Genomic DNA, 16446 nt, shown 5'->3' with positions numbered 1-16446 from the left:
TCAATTCAGAAAAAAAAAGCGTAAAATAATTTTGAAACATTGTGAGAAAAGTTGAAAAAAAAGGTTGTATATGATTCAAAAATCATTTTTATTGGTCCGTTCGTTGGTCATTTTATACATTATGTTATATCTCGGAAATCTTATCGCTCATTATGTGCCGGCCGGTGTACCTGGGAGTATTTGGGGATTGTTATTGCTCTTTTTAGGTTTAACGACACGATTAATTCATTTAGATTGGATTTATTTAGGCGCGAGCTTATTAATTCGTTTTATGGCGGTGCTTTTTGTGCCAGTGAGCGTTGGAATCATTAAATATTCAGATTTATTAATAGAACAAGTGAATATTTTACTGATTCCTAATGTTGTCAGCACTTGCGTAACTTTGGTCATCATGGGCTTGTTAGGGAATCATTTATTCCATTTACAATCTTTTACACATAAACGTAAAAAAGTGATTAAACGCCGTGAGAGCCAAGCTAAACAAATGAATGAATCAGCTTAATATAGTGGGAAAGTTTTATATGCAGCAGTACATTATTTATCTTTATACATTTTTGACAATTTTCGGATTTTGGCTCGCACTACAAATTAGCAAACGTTGGAAATCAATGATTTTTAATACTTTTATTTTAACAGTATTAATTTTGGTTGCGATTTTAGTGATAGGTAAGATTCCTTATGATGATTATATGGCAGGAAATGCGCCTATTAATAATCTACTTGGCTTGAGTATCGTCGCTCTTGCATTACCTCTTTATGAACAACTTCGCCAAATTGCTAAACAATGGAAGATTATTTTATCTATTGTGGTGATTGCGTCTTTTTTCTCGATGTTAAGCGGGGCGGTATTAGCGCTCATACTTGGTGCATCGCCTGAAATGGTGGCGACGGTATTACCAAAATCAATCACTACACCAATTGCGATGGAAGTTTCGCATAATCTAGGTGGGATTCCGGCCGTAACCGCCGTTGGGGTCGTTGTTGCAGGTTTGCAAGGCTCTGTATTTGGTTATTTAGTGTTGAAAAAATTACGCGTTAAACATCAAGAAGCGATTGGATTATCTGTTGGGGCTGTGTCCCACGCACTTGGTACGGTAAGTTGTATGGAAACTAACCCAACCGCAGGCAGTTACAGTTCTATTTCTCTTGTGCTTTGTGGGATTATTAGTTCTATTCTCGCCCCATTTGTATTTAAGCTCATTTATTTCTTTGTTTAAATATCAATAAAAATTAAACTGCACTTTATTCATTCTAGATTTTATTTGTTCCAGATAAAGTGCGGTTGTTTTTTGTGCTAAATGATTAGATAATGCAGAAAAATGAAATAAAACAAAGCGATATGAAACCACTTATCATTGATTCTTCTTGGACAGAACGTTTTCTCCCCGATCCTCCACGCGAAAAAGATAATCGTCCACCATTTCGTCGCGATCGTGGGCGAATTTTACATTCTGCCGCCTTTCGTTGCTTACAAGCGAAAACTCAAATACACGCGATTGGTGAAAATGATTTTTATCGCACTCGCTTAACTCACTCCTTAGAAGTTGCACAGATTGGTAGTAGTCTCGTTGCACAGCTTAAATTTTTAGAAACCTTTGAAAGCCTTTCGCGAACATTAAATATTGATAAAAACGAGTTGCAAAAACAATTAAAACCGTTATTGCCGAGTAACGATCTTATCGAAAGTTTGTGTTTTGCGCATGATATTGGGCATCCACCTTTTGGGCATGGTGGCGAAACGGCATTAAATTATATGATGGCAGAGCAGGGCGGTTTTGAAGGCAATGCTCAAACCTTTAGAATTTTAACGAAACTTGAGCCTTACACTGAAAATGCAGGGATGAATCTAACGCGTCGAACACTATTGGGGGTAGTGAAATATCCCGCGTTGTTAGATGTGGCCTCGCCTCAGTATTCAGAACTTAATTTTTCTCGCAATATTGATCCGCGTTTTGTGCGTATTCATGATTGGATTCCGGGAAAAGGCATTTTCCGCGATGATTTAAAAATGTTTAATTGGTTGCTGGAAAACCTTTCTGAAAATGACCGCACTTTATTCTGTCAATTTAAAAAAGTACGGGAAAATCTAGCTGAATCTTTACATACTCGGTTTAAATCGCTGGATTGCAGCATAATGGAATTGGCGGATGATATTGCCTATGGCGTGCATGATTTAGAAGATGCTATTGTGACTGGCGTGGTAAATCCTCATCAATGGCAAGCGGCATATTCCGCATTAAAACAAATTCCGTCAGCTTGGTTGCATGAAAATATTGATTCAATTAGCCAACGACTTTTCTCTGATAAACATTTTGAGAGAAAACAAGCTATTGGCGCATTGGTGAACTTTTTTATTACCAATGTGCGGTGGAAATTAACGGCAAATTTTGATGAACCTTTGTTACGTTATAACGCAGAGTTGCCACCTGAAGTGATTGCTGCACTTGGTGTATTTAAAAAATTCGTTTGGGATTATGTTATTCGCAATGTGAATACTCAACGAATCGAATATAAAGGGCAGAGAATGTTGACAGAAATGTTCCAGATTTTTGAATCAGACCCAGAGCGTTTATTACCGCGAAATACTGCAAATCGTTGGCGTAATGCACCAGAAGAAGGTAAGAAGCGGATTATTTGCGACTATATTGCAGGTATGTCGGATGCACACGCATTGCGGGTATATCAACAACTTTGATTTAAGAGAGAATCCCATTGAATTGATGGGATTTTTTATGCAAACCGTATAGAATAGTGCGGTTAATTTTCACTGAATTTTATGGGGCAGTTGTGGCATTAATTAGTTTAACCAATGGATATCTTTCCTTTAGTGATGCACCTTTATTAGATCACGCAGAACTACATATTGAACCGAATGAACGCGTTTGTTTAGTTGGGCGTAACGGCGCAGGTAAATCAACTTTATTGAAAATCATCGCAGGCGATGTGCTTATGGATGATGGCAAAATCCAATACGAAAAAGATCTTGTGGTTTCTCGTTTAGAGCAAGACCCACCGCGTAATGCGCAAGGCAATATTTTTGATTATGTCGCGGAAGGTGTGGGTCATTTAACGGATTTATTGAAGGAATATCATCATATTTCTGTTCAATTGGAAGAAAATTACAGTGATCAAATTTTAAGTCAATTAGAGCAAGTTCAAGCTAAATTAGAACATGCTGATGGCTGGCGATTTGAAAATAAAATCAATGAAGTGCTGTTAAAACTGGGCTTAAATCCAAACACAAAATTATCCGCACTTTCGGGCGGTTGGTTGCGCAAAGCGGCACTAGCACGAGCATTGGTGTGCGATCCTGATGTGTTATTACTTGATGAACCAACCAACCACTTGGATGTGGAAGCTATTGAATGGTTGGAAAATTTCTTATTGGATTTTCAAGGCAGCATTGTATTTATTTCCCATGACCGTTCTTTTATTCGAAAAATGGCAACACGCATTGTGGATTTAGATCGCGGTCAATTAGTGTCTTATCCAGGCAATTACGATCTATATTTAACCACGAAAGAAGAAAATCTACGCGTTGAAGCTTTGCAGAATGAATTATTTGATAAACGCCTTGCGCAGGAAGAAGTGTGGATTCGCCAAGGTATCAAGGCTCGCCGTACAAGAAATGAAGGGCGAGTGCGAGCATTAAAAGCGATGCGAGAGGAACGCCGTCAACGCAGTGACGTAATGGGAATAGCTAAATTACAATTAGATACCTCAAGCCGTTCAGGCAAAATTGTCTTTGAAATGGAAGAGGTGAGCTATGAAATCGCAGGAAAAACCTTGTTAAAAGATTTTTCAACAACGATTTTACGTGGAGACAAAATTGCGCTTGTTGGGCCAAATGGCTGTGGGAAAACCACATTCATTAAATTATTGTTGGGTGAAATTCAGCCAACATCAGGAAAAATTCGTTGTGGTACCAAATTAGAGATTGCTTATTTTGACCAATACCGTGCTGATTTAGATCCTGAAAAAACTGTAATGGATAATGTGGCAGATGGTAAACAAGATATTGAAGTCAATGGTGTAAAACGCCATGTGCTAGGGTATTTGCAAGATTTCTTGTTCCCGCCAAAACGTGCAATGACGCCAGTTAAAGCCTTATCGGGGGGAGAACGAAATCGTTTATTGCTTGCAAAATTGTTGCTCAAACCAAATAATTTATTGATTCTTGACGAACCAACCAATGACCTTGATGTAGAAACATTGGAGCTTTTAGAAGAAATTTTGACTGATTATCAGGGCACATTGTTAATTGTGAGCCATGACCGTCAATTTATCGATAATACTGCGACAGAATGTTATTTATTTGAAGGTGAAGGGCGTTTGAATAAGTATGTGGGTGGATTCTTTGATGCTAAGCAGCAACAAGCCAATTTCTGGGCAAGCAAAGCAGTGGAAGAGCAGGCTAAAGCTAAGAAAACTGAAGCGCTAAAAGAAGAAAGTGCGGTGAAAAATGACCGCACTTCTAAGCCTAAATCAGTGAAACTTTCTTATAAAGAACAACGTGAGCTAGAACAACTTCCACAACTTTTGGAAGAGTTGGAAACTAAAATCACCGTACTTCAAACTGAAATAGCCGATCCAGCATTTTTCCAACAGGCTCATGATATTACCGACGCTAAATTAAAAGCATTAGCAGATACTGAAGCCGAATTAGAAACAGCATTTTTACGCTGGGAAGAATTGGAAGAAAAGAAAAATTTGGCTGAAGGTAAAGCTTAAAAAAACAACGCCCGAAAGGGCGTTTTTTTATGTATTTTCAAGATGATCTTTTTTCAAAATATTTTCTTCATCAAGTATTGATAAACGAGCGATAGCGTTTCGATAGGAAATTTCAAGGGTTTCTCTACTGGTTGCCATTACGCCTTGATCCACTAAAAATCCATCATTTACATCATATACCCAGCCGTGCAATGAGAGTTTTTGTCCGCGTTCCCAAGCACTTTTTACAATTGATGTGCGCCCTAGATTGTAAACCTGTTCCGCTACGTTAATTTTAGTCAACATATCCGCGCGTTTTTCTGGGGAAAGGTTACCGAGAAGATGACCGTGTTTAAACCAAATATCACGAATATGAAGAAGCCAGTTGTTGATAAGTCCTAAATCTTTATCTGCCATAGCTGCATGAATACCACCGCAGTTGGTGTGGCCACAGATAATAATATGTTCAATTTTCAGCACATCGACGGCATATTGCACAACAGAAAGGCAATTAAAATCTGTGTGAATCACTTGGTTAGCAACATTACGGTGTACAAAAAGCTCGCCCGGTTCAAGATTCGTCAATTTCTCAGCGGGTACACGGCTATCAGAACAACCAATCCAAAGGTAATGTGGTGTTTGATGATCCGCTAGTTCTTTGAAATAAGTAGAATTTTCTTCCTTCATTCTTTGCGCCCAACTGTAATTGTTGGCAAAGAGTTGTTTAATTTTATCCATTTTACTTTCCTTAAAATTCTGAAAAAATTGACCGCACTTTGGCGTAAGTGCGGTCAATATTAACGTTAAATTGAATTAGAAATTCGCATTTCTTGGCGCGCGAGGGAATGGAATTACATCACGAATGTTTTGCACGCCAGTTACATAGACGATTAAGCGTTCAAAACCAAGACCAAAACCAGAATGTGGAACGCTACCATATTTACGAAGATCGCGATACCACCAATAATCATCTGGATTTAATCCCATTTCTTCCATACGTTTATCAAGTACATCTAAACGTTCTTCACGTTGCGAACCACCGATGATTTCACCAATTCCTGGTGCTAACACGTCCATTGCCGCTACAGTTTTTCCATCATCATTTAAACGCATATAGAATGCTTTAATGTCTTTTGGATAGTTTTTCACTACAACTGGTGATTTAAAATATTCTTCCGCTAAGAAACGTTCGTGTTCAGAAGAAAGATCGATACCCCAAGAAACAGGGAATTCAAATTTCTTACCAGATTTTAATAACACATCAATGGCGTCAGTATAGTCAATTTGCGCAAAATCCGAGTTCACAAAGTTTTCTAGACGCGTAATAACATCTTTATCTACATGTTTTTCAAAGAATTGTAAGTCGTCTTTACGCTCAGCTAATACTGCACGGAATACGTATTTCAACATATCTTCGGCAAGTTTTGCGTTATCTGCTAACGTTGCAAATGCTACTTCGGGTTCAACCATCCAGAATTCAGCTAAGTGACGGGTAGTATTAGAATTTTCTGCACGGAATGTTGGGCCAAAAGTATAAATTTTGCTTAATGCACAAGCATAGGTTTCTCCGTTTAACTGACCTGAAACCGTTAAAAATGATTCTTTACCGAAGAAATCTTGGCTGAAATCAACTTTTCCATTTTCACCACGTGGAAGATTTTCTAAATCAAGAGTAGAAACACGGAACATTTCACCCGCACCTTCAGTATCTGATGCAGTAATTAATGGTGTTGCCACCCAATAGAAACCTTGCTCATGGAAGAAACGGTTAATTGCTTGAGATAAGCAATGGCGAACACGTGCAACTGCACCAATAATATTGGTACGAGGGCGTAAGTGAGCAACCTCGCGTAAATATTCAATAGAGTGGCGTTTTGCTGCCATTGGGTAAGTATCAGGATCTTCAACAAACCCTGTCACTTCCACTTTTTCTGCTTGTAATTCAACTGCTTGTCCTTCTGCAGGTGATTCAACGACTTTACCTGTTACAATTACAGAACAGCCTGTTGTTAAACGTAAAATTTCGCTTTCGTAATTTTCAATATCGTTATTAATAATTGCTTGAATTGGATCAAAGCAAGAACCGTCATAAACCGCTAAGAAAGATAAACCTGCTTTAGAGTCGCGACGGGTACGAACCCAACCACGCACAGTGACGGTTTCACCAATCGCCACTTTTCCTTGTAATACATCAACAATAGATGCCACTTTAGACATATTAAACCTCTGTAACTGAATGTAATTCACATAAAATTGGCGATAGTTTACCTTAATGAAGGAAATTTTCCATAAAAATATAGTGTTGGTGCGGGCTATTAACAATTAAATAGCCTTAAAAATGAGCCCTAAATAAAATAGGGTAAAGCCTTATTAATATTGAATATACGCGATTTTATGCTAAAATCTCGGGTCAAAATCATTATGGCTAATAATAGGAAAAAATATGAAAGTTTTAGAAGGCTCAGTCGCAGCACCTAATGCAAAAGTTGCAGTAGCAATTGCTCGTTTTAACAGTTTTATTAATGAAAGTTTATTAGAAGGCGCAATTGATGCATTAAAACGTATCGGCCAAGTGAAAGATGAAAATATCACTATCGTGCGTGCTCCAGGTGCGTATGAGTTGCCATTAGTTGCTCGTCGTTTAGCTGAAAGTAAAAAATTTGATGCGATTGTGGCATTAGGTACAGTTATCCGTGGTGGTACTGCGCACTTTGAATATGTAGCAGGGGAAGCAAGCAGCGGTTTAGGAAAAGTTGCAATGGATGCCGAAATCCCAGTCGCTTTTGGTGTATTAACCACAGAAAATATTGAACAGGCGATTGAACGTGCTGGTACTAAAGCGGGTAATAAAGGTGCAGAAGCAGCCTTAACCGCACTTGAAATGGTTAATCTTATTCAACAAATTGATGCGGCATAAATCATGACAGAACAAAAACAAGTGAAAAAGCCTTCTGCTCGTCGTCGTGCGCGTGAATGTACTGTTCAAGCCTTGTATTCTTGGGCGGTATCTGGCAATACTGCAGAGCAAGTTGAATTAGCCTTTGTGTTAGATCAAGATATGGATGGGGTAGATAAACCTTACTTCCGTAAATTATTTCGTCAAACAGTAGAAAATATTGAAGCCGTTGATTTTTCAATTTCGCCTTATATTGACCGCGCTTTTGATGAGCTTGATCCTATTGAAACTGCAATTTTGCGTTTGGCTGTCTATGAATTGCGCTTTGAATTAGATGTTCCATATAAAGTGGTTATCAATGAAGCGATTGAAGTAGCAAAAGTATTCGGTGCAGATGAAAGCCATAAATATATCAATGGCGTACTTGATAAAATCGCACCAGCATTAGGGCGTAAGTAATCCTTTTAAACTGAAAATGGCGCGCGTTTTTAACGCGTGCCTTTTCTTTTATAAGATAGGTGAAAATGGCAATGGGTGAATTTGATTTAATTAAACGATATTTTCAGCAACAAATATTAGTTGATGATTCCGTTCAATTATCTATTGGCGACGATTGTGCGCTGGTTTCCATGCCAGAGAATTATCAACTTGCCATTACGACGGATACCATGGTGGAAAATACACATTTTTTACCGACCATTTCGCCTGAAGATTTAGCTTATAAGGCTGTTGCAACAAATTTAAGTGATATTGCTGCAATGGGGGCACAGCCAAAATGGGTTTCTCTGGCATTAACTTTGCCAAATGTAGATAAAAATTGGATTTCAATATTTAGTCAAAGTTTATTGCACACGTTAAAACAATACAACGTCACATTAATTGGTGGCGATACCACAAAGGGCAACTTATCTATTACGATTACAGCACAAGGTTTTGTCGAAAAAGGTAAAGGAATTTGTCGGCATAAAGCGCAAGTTGGTGATTTAATTTATGTTTCAGGCACTTTAGGCGATAGCGTATCAGGTTTAACACAAATTTTATCGGGCAAAAGTGCGGTTGATTCTGATGATGTTTTTCTGCAACAACGTCATCTTAGACCCACACCTAGAATAGAACTTGGACGGGCGTTAATTGATATTGCTCACGCTGCCATTGATCTTTCCGATGGGTTAATCTCTGATTTAGGGCATATTCTTGAACGAAGTCAATGTGGCGCAGAAGTTGAACTTTCTGCTTTACCTCTTTCATCCGCGATTTTGCATAAATATGATCGCGCTCAAGCGGAACAATTTGCCTTAAGTGGTGGAGAAGATTATGAACTTTGTTTTACCATACCGCCCGAATCTAAAGATGAATTAGAATTACGCTTGAAAAAACTGAACGTGTCTTGTACTTGCATTGGTAAAATCACAGAAAAGTGCAGCGACTTTTCGCCACGTTTTTTACGTGATGGAAAACCTATGAATATAACTTTTTCAAGTGGTTTCGATCATTTTAAGGAATCAAAATGACAGAAAATAATCCTCTTAAAAAAATCTCTCTTTTAAATCCTATTCATTTGCTTGCCGTTGGTTTTGGCTCGGGCTTAATTCATCCAGCTCCAGGCACGTGGGGGAGTTTAGCCGGAACAACTTTAGGCGTGATTTTGCTTTCTTTGTTAGGTGTAAAAACCTTTTTAATTTTCACTGCACTTTGTTTTCTACTCGGTTGCTACCTTTGTCAAAAAACCACAGAAGATATGGGCGTACACGATCATGGTTCTATCGTCTGGGATGAATTTGTCGGTGTATTTATTGTATTAGCGGCGATACCGTCATTATCTTGGCAATGGATTTTGGCTGCTTTTGCGTTATTTCGCTTTTTCGATATTTTAAAACCGTTTCCAATTCGTTATTTTGACGAAAAACTCGAAAGTGGTTTTGGCATTATGGTCGATGATGTATTAGCGGCAATTTATGCCGTGATTATCGTATTTGCTATTCAGTATTGGATGTTGTGATGCTGAATTTAATCATTGTGCATTTTTTTGGATTAATGACGCCAGGGCCTGATTTCTTCTATGTAAGTCGGATGGCGGCAAGTAACTCTCGTCGTAATACAGTTTGTGGCATTTTAGGCATAACGCTTGGCATCGCCTTTTGGGGAATGCTTTCTATGTTGGGATTGGCGGTGTTATTCGTTACTATTCCTGCATTACATGGCGTTATTATGTTGCTAGGCGGTAGTTACCTAGCATATCTCGGTTTTTTAATGGCTCGCAGCAAAAAACACGCTCAATTTGAACCGCACTCTGATACTGAATTTAATCAGCAAACCACGATCAAAAAAGAAATTGTGAAAGGGCTTTTAGTGAATTTATCCAATGCAAAAGTCGTGGTGTATTTTAGTAGCGTGATGTCGCTTGTATTAGTAAATATCACTGAAATGTGGCAAATTATCTTGGCTTTTATGGTAATTGTGGTTGAAACATTTTGTTATTTTTATGTGATTTCATTGATTTTTTCACGTAATATTGCCAAGCGTTTATACAGTCAATACAGCCGTTATATTGATAATATGGCAGGTATTGTATTTTTATTTTTTGGTTGTGTGCTTGTTTATAGCGGCATCAACGAAATAATTCATTAATAAAAAAGGAAGTAACATGACATTAAAAATTGCAATCGCAGGTGCTGGCGGAAGAATGGGGCGCCAATTAATTCAAGCGGTTCATTCTGCGGAAGGTGTAGAACTAGGTGCAGCTTTTGAACGCAAAGGATCATCTCTAGTCGGGACGGATGCGGGAGAATTGGCGGGAATTGGTCAACTTGGTGTAACAGTTTCAGACGATCTTGAAAGCCAAAAAGATAAATTCGATTTATTAATCGATTTTACTCGACCAGAAGGCACCCTTGAACATATTGCATTTTGCGTAGCGAATAATAAAAAAATGGTGATCGGTACAACAGGTTTTGATGAAAATGGTAAAGCGGCGATTAAAGCAGCTTCAGATAAAATTGCTATTGTGTTTGCATCAAATTTCAGTGTTGGCGTGAATTTAGTCTTCAAACTTTTAGAAAAAGCGGCAAAAGTGATGGGGGATTATTGTGACATTGAAGTGATTGAAGCACATCACCGTCATAAAGTCGATGCGCCATCTGGCACCGCACTTTCTATGGGCGAACATATCGCGAAAACCTTAGGTCGTGATTTAAAAACGCACGGCGTATTTTGTCGTGAAGGAATCACAGGCGAACGTAAACGTGATGAAATTGGTTTTTCTACTATTCGTGCTTCGGATGTTGTGGGAGAACACACGGTGTGGTTTGCTGATATTGGCGAGCGTGTAGAAATTTCCCATAAAGCATCAAGTCGTATGACTTTCGCTAATGGTGCAGTGCGTGCTGGTAAATGGTTAGAAAATAAAGCGAATGGCTTATTTGATATGACAGATGTATTAGATTTAAATAATTTATAAATCAATTTCAATGTCACTTTCTACGTGACAGCAGCATAATAAAATCTCATCAGGTTGAATAAAGGCAAGGGGCGTATCTTTATAGGATACCTTGCCTTTTTTGATCTTCACACGACAAGAACCACAATAGCCACTACGACATTGATATTCATGATGAATATTATTTTTCTCGAGATGATCGAGTAAACTTGTTTCATTATTGAATTCTAATGTGGTTTTACTGTAGATTAGATGAATTTTCATAATAACAATGCAGTGAAATTTGCTGGGCATTATATAAGGAAAATCCATATGTTAAAAATACTGTGTTTTATAACCGCACTTTTTATTACGGCTTGTGCTTCTATTAGCAAAGAACCCGTGAAGACAGTGGATGTTTATATCAAACCTTATTATTCTGCGGAAAATGGAAAAGCAGAAAATGTATTTGTACATAAAGAAATTGATCCTATGCTACGTGAAAATACGGTAAAAGGTTATGAAAGTGCGGTGAAATTTGTAGAAGAAAATCCAGCTCGTATTTCACCCATGACGATGTTCACGTTAGCTGCGCGGGCGTACGATTTTGGCTTAAGAGATGAAGCTGTTACTTGGTTTTATCGTGGGCAAAATCGTTTGATCACCGCACTTTATGTGTTAGATTTGCCAAAACAAACGGTGCAAGATAATACAGGGTTTAGCCACGTAGTGGGGCAGTTTGTTAATGCTTATGCGTTTTGCAATTTTGATAAACAAAGTATTGCTGCCCAAAATGCGGTGAAATGGACAATTGTGCATCCTTATGAAGTGATTTTCTTACCAGCATTGCCCGCAAAATTTGCAGATCGTCAAAAAGCGTTAAAAGAAGCAGAAGAAAAATTAATTCAACGTTTACAGGAACAAGCACGTTTTTTTGCCAATCCAAACAATAAAGAAAAATGGCAAAAAGAGCGGTCAGAAAATTTTGTGAATGAACGATTTTGTTGGTAACAAGAAAAAATGGAATAGCGATAACGTTATTCCATTTTTATTTTTGATAAACCAATGATTTTTCGTATTATTCTTTTACTTTTTAAGTACTTGGTATTATCATTACTCGGTTTTTTATTTTATAGAGAAAAGAGAAGCAGGGGAAACTATGCAACATCTGAACGAGCTTGTCGAGAAAGCGAAATTAGCGATTGAATCCATTCAGGATAAAAGTTTAACGGCGTTGGATGAAATCCGTGTCGAATATTTTGGTAAGAAAGGGCATTTTACTCAATTAATGCAAGAATTGCGTAACGTGTCAGCTGAAGAACGTCCAGCTATGGGCGCAAAAATTAACGAAGCAAAACAAGCTGCGTTAGAATTTTTAAATGCAAAAAAAGCGGAGTGGGAACAGGCTGAACTTAACGCAAAATTAGAAAAAGAACGTGTAGATGTCAGTTTACCTGGTCGCAAAGTTGAAACTGGTGGTTTACACCCAGTTACCATGACGATTAATCGTGTAACAAAATTTTTCTCAGAACTTGGCTTTTCAGTTGAAAATGGTCCTGAAATTGAAAGTGATTATTACAACTTCGATGCGCTAAATATTCCTAAACATCACCCTGCACGTGCGGATCACGATACTTTCTGGTTTAATCCAGAATTATTACTTCGCACTCAAACTTCTGGCGTGCAAATTCGTACTATGGAAAAAATGCAGCCACCAATTCGTATTATGGCTCCAGGACGTGTATATCGTAATGACTATGATCAAACGCACACGCCAATGTTCCATCAAATTGAATTGCTTTATGTGGATAAAAAAGCAAATTTCACAGAATTGAAAGGTTTATTGCACGATTTCTTACGTGCTTTCTTTGAAGAAGATTTACAAGTACGTTTCCGTCCATCTTATTTCCCATTCACCGAGCCTTCAGCCGAAGTGGATGTGATGGGTAAAAACGGTAAATGGTTAGAAGTGTTGGGCTGCGGTATGGTGCACCCAAATGTGTTACGTAACGTGGGTATTGATCCGAATGAATATTCTGGTTTTGCCGTGGGAATGGGCGTTGAGCGTTTAACAATGTTACGTTATAACGTAACAGATTTACGTGCGTTCTTTGAAAACGACTTACGTTTCTTAAAACAATTTAAGTAATTTCTCGGATTTGAATTAAAAGGATAACAACAAATGAAATTTAGTGAACAGTGGGTAAGAGAATGGGTGAACCCTGCGGTGTCCACCGAGCAATTATGCGAGCAAATTACCATGCTTGGCTTAGAAGTCGATGGCGTGGAAAGCGTTGCGGGTAAATTTAATGGTGTCGTTGTGGGTGAAGTGGTGGAATGTGCACAACATCCAGATGCGGATAAATTACGTGTAACTAAAGTGAACGTAGGCGGTGATCGTTTATTGGATATCGTGTGTGGTGCACCAAATTGTCGTCAAGGCTTAAAAGTCGCTTGCGCAACAGAAGGTGCGGTATTACCGGGCGATTTCAAAATTAAGAAAACGAAATTACGCGGTCAACCATCAGAAGGAATGCTTTGTTCATTTTCTGAATTAGGTATTGATGTTGAAGCTGACGGTATTATTGAATTGCCACTTGATGCACCAATTGGTACAGATTTACGTGAATATTTAGGTTTAAATGATAATGCCATCGCAATTAGCTTAACACCAAACCGCGCGGATTGTTTGAGCATTGCGGGTATTGCGCGTGAAATTGGTGTGGTAAATAAACAGCCAGTAAATCAACCGCACTTTGAAGCGGTGCCAGCAACAATTTCTGATAAAGTTCAAATTGATTTACAAGCACCAGAAGCGTGCCCACGTTATTTATTGCGTGTGGTGAAAAACGTTAATGTGAAGGCTGAATCGCCAATGTGGATGCAAGAAAAATTGCGTCGTTGTGGTATTCGTTCTATTGATCCTATTGTTGATATTACTAACTATATTTTGCTTGAGCTTGGTCAGCCAATGCATGCGTTTGATGCGGCTAAAGTTGCACAACCTGTTCAAGTTCGTTTAGCAAAAGAAGGTGAAGAATTAGTATTATTAGATGGCTCAACTGCAAAACTTCAATCAAATACTTTATTAATTGCCGACCAAAATGGGCCTTTAGCAATGGCAGGGATCTTTGGTGGTGCAGCGAGTGGCGTAAATAGTGAAACGAAAGATGTGATTTTAGAATCCGCATTTTTCGCTCCATTAGCTATTGCAGGCCGTGCAAGACAATATGGTTTACATACTGATGCATCACACCGTTTTGAACGTGGTGTGGATTTTGAATTAGCGCGTAAAGCAATGGAACGAGCAACCGCATTATTACTTGAAATCTGTGGTGGTGAAGCGGGTGAGATTTGTGAAACAAGCAGTGAAGCTCATCTTCCTAAAGTTAATACTGTTCAACTCCGCCGTAGTAAATTAGATGCACTTTTAGGTCATCATATTGAAACAGAAAGCGTAACAGAAATTTTCCATCGTCTTGGTTTCGATGTTACTTATGCAAATGATATTTGGACGGTAACTTCTGCAAGCTGGCGTTTTGATATTGAAATTGAAGAAGATTTAATTGAGGAAGTGGCGCGTATTTATGGTTATAACAGTATTCCAAACAATGCGCCATTAGCGCATCTCCGCATGCGTGAGCATAAAGAATCTGATTTAGATTTAGCTCGAATTAAGACCGCACTTGTGGATGCTGATTATCAAGAAGCCATTACTTATAGCTTTGTGGATCCAAAAATTCAAAGTTTATTACATCCACATCAAGAAGCACTTGTATTACCAAACCCAATTTCTGTGGAAATGTCAGCAATGCGCGTGTCTTTGATTAGTGGTTTATTAGGTGCTGTGCTGTATAATCAAAATCGTCAACAATCTCGTGTTCGTTTATTTGAAACTGGATTGCGTTTTGTGCCAGATGCCAATGCTGAATTTGGCGTGCGTCAAGAATTTGTTTTAAGTGCGGTGATTACTGGAACGGCAAAATCTGAACACTGGGCAGGTAAAGCAGAGTCTGTTGATTTCTTTGATCTTAAAGGCGATTTAGAATCAGTACTTTCTTTAACAGAAGGTGGTAATAGAGTTCGTTTTGTTGCAAAACAATTTGATGCATTACACCCTGGCCAATCTGCTGCTATTGAATTAGATGGTCAAGAAATTGGTTTTATTGGTGCAATTCATCCATCTATTAGCCAAAAACTTGGCTTAAATGGCAAAACTTTTGTATTTGAAATTCTTTGGAATGCAATTGCGGCACGTAATGTGGTGCAAGCAAAAGAAATTTCTAAATTCCCAGCAAACCGTCGTGATTTAGCTTTAGTCGTAGCAGATAGCGTACCAGCAGGGGAATTAATCGCGGCATGTAAACAAGCAGGCGGCGAAAAATTGGTGCAAGTGAACTTGTTCGATGTATATCAAGGTGTGGGCGTCGCTGAAGGCTATAAAAGTTTAGCGATTAGCTTGACTGTCCAAGATAATGAAAAAACACTTGAAGATGAAGAAATTAATGCAGTGATTTCAGCAGTATTAGCGGAGGTAAAACAACGCTTTAATGCTGAATTAAGGGATTAATATGGCTACGATAACCAAAATTGATATTATTGAATATTTAAGTGATAAATATCAGTTATCTAAACACGATACGAAAAATGTGGTGGAGAATTTTTTAGAAGAGATTCGTTCATCACTAGAATCTGGTCATGATGTGAAATTATCAGGATTTGGTAATTTTGAACTACGTGATAAGTCATCTCGCCCAGGGCGTAACCCAAAAACAGGTGATGTTGTGCCAGTTTCTGCGCGCCGAGTGGTGACATTTAAGCCAGGGCAAAAGTTACGTGCTCGCGTAGAAAAAACTAAATAGTAAGCAACAAAAAGTGCGGTGAATTTCTACCGCACTTTTCATATGAAAAGGTATGAAAGTATATAAATCATTTTTAATCGCTACTGCCTCGCTGTTTTTATTCGCTTGTTCTAGTTTTCAAAATGATGATTATGCGATGAACTATAAAGGCCAAATCGGTGATCCTATTATGGCCATAGCCATGTTGAGCGAACAACAACATGAATGGGCGGGTACACCTTATGTGCTCGGCGGTGTTTCACGCCGTGGCGTAGATTGTTCTGGTTTTGTGCAGAAAACTTTCTTCGATCGTTTTAATCTTCGTTTGCCAAGAAGTACAACTGAACAAGCCAATTATGGTAAACATGTACGCAAAGAAGATATTCAAACTGGCGATTTAATTTTCTTTAAAACTGGTCGTGGCCCTAATGGCTATCATGTGGGAATTTATGTAAAAGAAGACAAATTCCTTCATGCTTCCACCAAAGGGGGAGTTGTCTATTCTTCAATGAATAACCCTTATTGGTCGAAAGCCTTCTGGCAAGTCAGACGGATTTAGAAAGTATAATGCTGGAATTTTCCAG

The 16446-nt window shown here is 38.4% G+C and carries 18 protein-coding genes; 15 read left to right on the top strand and 3 right to left on the bottom strand.

Annotated elements, in window-relative coordinates; translation table 11 throughout:
* The first annotated feature begins 70 nt into the window (after nt 1-70).
* The 4 genes from DV417_RS07805 to DV417_RS07790 all read left to right on the top strand — a co-directional run bounded on the left by DV417_RS07805 (nt 71) and on the right by DV417_RS07790 (nt 4731).
* The gene (locus DV417_RS07805) at nt 71-502 is read left to right on the top strand and encodes a CidA/LrgA family protein (protein ID WP_118879294.1); all 432 of its coding nucleotides are present in this window, start codon (nt 71-73) and stop codon (nt 500-502) included.
* A 19-nt stretch (nt 503-521) separates the two neighbouring features.
* The gene (locus DV417_RS07800) at nt 522-1217 is read left to right on the top strand and encodes a CidB/LrgB family autolysis modulator (RefSeq protein WP_053465178.1); all 696 of its coding nucleotides are present in this window, start codon (nt 522-524) and stop codon (nt 1215-1217) included.
* A 92-nt stretch (nt 1218-1309) separates the two neighbouring features.
* Nucleotides 1310-2695 (top strand): anti-phage deoxyguanosine triphosphatase, encoded by a 1386-nt coding sequence (locus tag DV417_RS07795; protein WP_118879293.1) that lies wholly within the window; start codon nt 1310-1312, stop codon nt 2693-2695.
* A gap of 92 nt (nt 2696-2787) precedes the next feature.
* Complete coding sequence (locus DV417_RS07790) at nt 2788-4731, top strand: ABC transporter ATP-binding protein (protein WP_118879315.1); 1944 nt, start codon at nt 2788-2790, stop codon at nt 4729-4731.
* A 27-nt stretch (nt 4732-4758) separates the two neighbouring features.
* Here the strand turns inward: DV417_RS07790 and can are convergent, their stop codons facing one another.
* Together can and asnS are read right to left on the bottom strand one after the other, a co-directional pair.
* A complete protein-coding gene (gene can / locus DV417_RS07785) occupies nt 4759-5448 on the bottom strand; it encodes a carbonate dehydratase (protein ID WP_118879292.1) in 690 nt (229 codons plus the stop codon).
* A gap of 75 nt (nt 5449-5523) precedes the next feature.
* Nucleotides 5524-6927: an asparagine--tRNA ligase gene (gene asnS / locus DV417_RS07780; RefSeq protein WP_118879291.1), complete on the bottom strand. Its 1404-nt coding sequence runs from the start codon at nt 6925-6927 to the stop codon at nt 5524-5526.
* A gap of 226 nt (nt 6928-7153) precedes the next feature.
* On the opposite strand from asnS, the gene ribH reads away from it, so the two are divergent.
* From ribH to dapB, 6 genes are all read left to right on the top strand, one after another.
* Entirely contained in the window at nt 7154-7627 is a 474-nt protein-coding gene (ribH, locus tag DV417_RS07775) for a 6,7-dimethyl-8-ribityllumazine synthase (protein WP_005628657.1), read from the top strand.
* Between the two features lie 3 nt (nt 7628-7630).
* Nucleotides 7631-8065, top strand: a complete 435-nt coding sequence (gene nusB / locus DV417_RS07770) for a transcription antitermination factor NusB (protein WP_118861077.1) — start codon at nt 7631-7633, stop codon at nt 8063-8065.
* Between the two features lie 65 nt (nt 8066-8130).
* A complete protein-coding gene (gene thiL / locus DV417_RS07765) occupies nt 8131-9117 on the top strand; it encodes a thiamine-phosphate kinase (protein WP_118879290.1) in 987 nt (328 codons plus the stop codon).
* Nucleotides 9114-9605 carry a phosphatidylglycerophosphatase A family protein gene (locus DV417_RS07760; protein ID WP_118879289.1) on the top strand — a complete coding sequence of 164 codons (492 nt, stop codon included), beginning with the start codon at nt 9114-9116 and terminating at the stop codon, nt 9603-9605. The genes thiL and DV417_RS07760 overlap by 4 nt, the downstream gene beginning before the upstream one ends.
* On the top strand, nt 9605-10234 hold the full coding sequence (locus tag DV417_RS07755; protein WP_192878571.1) for a LysE family transporter: 630 nt from the start codon (nt 9605-9607) through the stop codon (nt 10232-10234). The genes DV417_RS07760 and DV417_RS07755 overlap by 1 nt, the downstream gene beginning before the upstream one ends.
* Before the next feature lie 16 nt (nt 10235-10250).
* Nucleotides 10251-11063, top strand: a complete 813-nt coding sequence (gene dapB, locus DV417_RS07750) for a 4-hydroxy-tetrahydrodipicolinate reductase (protein WP_118879287.1) — start codon at nt 10251-10253, stop codon at nt 11061-11063.
* Here the strand turns inward: dapB and yfaE are convergent.
* Complete coding sequence (yfaE, locus tag DV417_RS07745) at nt 11058-11306, bottom strand: class I ribonucleotide reductase maintenance protein YfaE (protein WP_044232385.1); 249 nt, start codon at nt 11304-11306, stop codon at nt 11058-11060. The two genes, dapB and yfaE, sit on opposite strands and share 6 nt — an antisense overlap.
* Before the next feature lie 48 nt (nt 11307-11354).
* On the opposite strand from yfaE, the gene DV417_RS07740 reads away from it, so the two are divergent.
* The 5 genes from DV417_RS07740 (at nt 11355) to DV417_RS07720 (ending at nt 16421) form a co-directional block, all read left to right on the top strand.
* Nucleotides 11355-12032, top strand: coding sequence for a hypothetical protein (locus DV417_RS07740; protein WP_239990491.1), 678 nt, complete (start codon nt 11355-11357; stop codon nt 12030-12032).
* Between the two features lie 148 nt (nt 12033-12180).
* The gene (gene pheS, locus DV417_RS07735) at nt 12181-13170 is read left to right on the top strand and encodes a phenylalanine--tRNA ligase subunit alpha (protein ID WP_118845273.1); all 990 of its coding nucleotides are present in this window, start codon (nt 12181-12183) and stop codon (nt 13168-13170) included.
* Nucleotides 13171-13203: 33 nt separating this feature from the next.
* Nucleotides 13204-15591: a phenylalanine--tRNA ligase subunit beta gene (gene pheT, locus DV417_RS07730; RefSeq protein ID WP_118879285.1), complete on the top strand. Its 2388-nt coding sequence runs from the start codon at nt 13204-13206 to the stop codon at nt 15589-15591.
* 1 nt (nt 15592) lies between these two features.
* Nucleotides 15593-15883, top strand: coding sequence for an integration host factor subunit alpha (locus DV417_RS07725; RefSeq protein WP_005628676.1), 291 nt, complete (start codon nt 15593-15595; stop codon nt 15881-15883).
* Between the two features lie 52 nt (nt 15884-15935).
* Nucleotides 15936-16421 carry a C40 family peptidase gene (locus DV417_RS07720; RefSeq protein ID WP_111689078.1) on the top strand — a complete coding sequence of 162 codons (486 nt, stop codon included), beginning with the start codon at nt 15936-15938 and terminating at the stop codon, nt 16419-16421.
* The last annotated feature ends 25 nt before the right edge of the window (nt 16422-16446 follow it).

It is taken from the genome of Haemophilus haemolyticus (assembly GCF_003490935.1).
Taxonomy (GTDB): domain Bacteria; phylum Pseudomonadota; class Gammaproteobacteria; order Enterobacterales; family Pasteurellaceae; genus Haemophilus; species Haemophilus haemolyticus_M.
The sequence above is the reverse complement of the archived record's forward strand: the minus strand, read 5'-3'. Positions and strand labels throughout refer to the sequence as shown.